Here is a 2,886-nt window from a genome sequence, read left to right on the forward strand (position 1 = left end):
CCCAAAGTAGCCCAGCGATAAGCATTTTTTTGTTTTGCAAAAAAAGCCAACACCATTGTTAATAAAAAAGGGAGTGTATACAAAGGGTCTACAATAAAAACACTTCCCAAAAATAAAGGACCTCCTCCTAAGGGCCAAAATAAATGTGTGCCATAAACCGTGCAAACATCTAAGGCGCTATGGGTAACCCAAAGCAGCCAAATTACAAACCACCATCGTAAATAGCTTAGCGTTTTATCTATTTTGTAAACCAAGACTGCTGCCAAAGGGGCTAGCAAAGACTGTATCACCCACGAGTGAGTCCATGTTCGGTGTAACAAGGCGTGTTCTAAGTCGTTAATGGCTGGAAAAAAAATATCTAGATCTGGAAGGGTCGCAAAAAACGCTGCCCATAATATTAGTCGGCGATGTTTTTTTGCCTTAGTGGCAATAACGGCAACACTAGCCCCTAATACAATCTGAGATAAAGAGTCCATGCAAAAAAATGTATCATACCAAAACACTTTTAAGTATGCTTTTTGCATCTTTTTTTATATGAAAAAAATAATCTCACTTTCTGTGCTTTTGCAGCTGGCTTTGTACAATGTGGCTTTTTCTGCCACCACCGTGCTTTCCGCTAAAAAAGCGTCTTTTACAAAAAAACAAAATGGCTTTTCTACGCTAATAAATCCATCTTTAGAAGAAGGTGTAAAAAAACCAAAAAATCCGATAAACTTATCTCTTTTGCCCTTTTTATATAAAAATGCCGAGCCCACTGACAGCATGGGGCCAGAGTTAAAAGTATTTAATCATGCGGATTATGTAGTTGTTTCCATAAACGGCGCTATTCATAAAAATTTACATACAGATATAGATTTTTGGCTAAAGAAGTATGACAAGAACAATGACAAAGCTTTATTTTTTTTAATCAACAGCCCCGGAGGCTATGTCTTTCCCGTTCTAGAAATGCAAAAAAATATAGATACTCGTCGGCTAACAACCATCGTCACAGGTAAGGCACTTTCTGCGGCGGTCGGTCTTTTTTTATTAGGAAAACAAAAAGTAATGTTTCGCTCTACCAAGATAGGCTTTCATGCATCTAGTCTTGGCGAAGAACAGTTATCTACAAAAAAAAGTTTTGCTTCTAATAAATTTTTTTTATCTCATTATGAAAACACACAAAATAAAAATAAGTGGTTTAATTTTTTGCTAAGCGTATATCATGCAGGTGCTTTTAAATCATTTAAAATGATCCGTTATACGGCAGAACAATTATTAGAAAAAAATTTAATTCAAAGGCTTTCTACATTTAACATTATTGTTGATAAATCTTGGGCAAAGCCTAAAAGCACACACCTAAGTTGTAAAAATCTTTTTCTTTAATTTTTGTTATTACAAGGCAGAGTTTTGCAAAATTTCTTCTTTAAACTTACCTAAAGACAGTTTTTTCTTATAGGTAGACAAAGGAGATCGTAAAATGCGGATAGCTCTAACCCCCGCCTCTTTAGCGCTGGTGATATCCGAGTCTGCATCTCCATAAAATATTTTTACATTTAGCTTTTTAATAATGGGTGCTTTAGTTTTTCTATTAGAAAAATATAATAATTTTTTTAAAGGCACTTTAAAATGTTTAGCCAGTATTAAAGATAAGCGTTCTTTTTTAGAGGGAGGCCTTGCGGTAATAAAGTAAATTTTATCTCCCCTTTTTTTGTGTAAGCCAATTAGTTTATAAGCAATTTTTTTAGGTATGCTAAATTGATCAAAACTAAAATTCATGTCTTTCCAAAACTGTTTACTTCTTCTCTGTGCTTTTACAGTTTTTCCATATTTATTACTATTTTTTGGGCCATCTATATTATTTTCGCGATAAAAAAACCCAGGGCTAGAAAAAAAAACCGTGTCATCTACATCAAAGCCCACTGTAATTGGCAACTTTGGTAAACTGTTTTTTAATTGCTTAAAAGAAATCCAACGCAAATTAAGGTAATGGCTAGCCTTTTTTTTGGCAGCCGCCTTTAAAATAATCGGCTTATTGTCTGCGACAGCTATATAGCTAACGCTTAAAAAGCAAAAGCCAAAAAATAATGCTATTAAAAACCTCATACCAAAGAGCTTATATAAAAACACTAGGCGAAAGCAAGAAAAAACTTTAAAGTGAAAAAATGAAAAACACTTTTCTTTGCACGCAACATAATGAAGCTTGGGCCTTACAAGCTCAACAACACTATGAACAAAAAATTAATTATTTTATTAACTTTAATATTCACAGTACCAAAACAAAAAGTCTTAGCCGCGAACAAAAAGCTCTTAAAAAAGAAGAAGACTCTAAAAGTTTACTAAAAAAAATTAAACCCAACAGTACAGTTATTTTATTTGATGAACGAGGCAAGCTTTGTTCGTCCTCGCTAGAATTTTCTAAAGAATTAATTTCCGTTTGGGAGGGCTCTCCTTCACAAGTTTATTTTATTGTTGGAGGAGCTTATGGCGTTAATGAAAAAATAAAAGCCCTGTCCAACAAAAGCTTAAGCTTGTCTCGTCAAAGCTTTAACCATCACCTTGCTCAAATTATGGCTTTAGAACAAATTTACAGAAGCCTTAGTATTTGGAAAAATCGCCCCTACCACAACTCCTAGGGGCAGAGCTTAGGATTGACGCGGAGCAAAATGCGGCTTCTTCTCTATAATTATACAAATTTCTTATGAAAACAAAACAAAAAAACAGCGACCTTCTTCAGCAAAAAATAGCCCAAGCTTTAGCTGGTGGTGGCGAAGCACGAACCGCTAAATACAAAGCCACTAATCGCCTGCTAGCCCGAGAGCGTATTGAATTTTTATTAGACAAAGACAGCTTTGTAGAAACCGATCAATTAAGAAAGCATCGCTGCCAAAATTTTGGAATGGAGCAAGA

General features: G+C 34.8%; 5 protein-coding genes. 3 read left to right on the top strand and 2 right to left on the bottom strand.

The window, feature by feature from the left end:
* Window positions 1–524, bottom strand: a 524-nt coding sequence (locus HAW63_05645) for a metal-dependent hydrolase (GenBank protein ID MBE8163451.1), incomplete at its 3' end; no start/stop codon positions are given.
* Between the two features lie 10 nt (window positions 525–534).
* Here HAW63_05645 and HAW63_05650 point away from each other — a divergent pair.
* Window positions 535–1,362 carry a hypothetical protein gene (locus HAW63_05650; protein MBE8163452.1) on the top strand — a complete coding sequence of 276 codons (828 nt, stop codon included), beginning with the start codon at window positions 535–537 and terminating at the stop codon, window positions 1,360–1,362.
* A 9-nt stretch (window positions 1,363–1,371) separates the two neighbouring features.
* Here HAW63_05650 and aphA read toward each other — a convergent pair whose 3' ends face one another.
* Window positions 1,372–2,082, bottom strand: a complete 711-nt coding sequence (aphA, locus tag HAW63_05655; protein ID MBE8163453.1) for an acid phosphatase AphA — start codon at window positions 2,080–2,082, stop codon at window positions 1,372–1,374.
* Between the two features lie 59 nt (window positions 2,083–2,141).
* Between aphA and HAW63_05660 the strand changes: the two genes are divergently transcribed.
* Both HAW63_05660 and HAW63_05665 read left to right on the top strand, forming a co-directional pair.
* A complete protein-coding gene (locus HAW63_05660) occupies window positions 2,142–2,612 on the top strand; it encodes a 23S rRNA (pseudouridine(1915)-N(3))-methyltransferase RlmH (protein ID MBE8163454.1) in 471 nt (156 codons plus the stop codon).
* A 65-nt stretch (window positions 2,613–2,677) separates the two neighbouring features.
* Window positions 2,678–2,886, top strand: a 209-nt coding sequence (locus HAW63_05665) for a methylmalonyl-CoA carboxyltransferase (GenBank protein MBE8163455.1), incomplete at its 3' end; no start/stop codon positions are given.

The sequence above is a fragment of the Pseudobdellovibrionaceae bacterium genome (assembly GCA_015163855.1).
Classification (GTDB): domain Bacteria; phylum Bdellovibrionota; class Bdellovibrionia; order Bdellovibrionales; family UBA1609; genus JAAOIH01.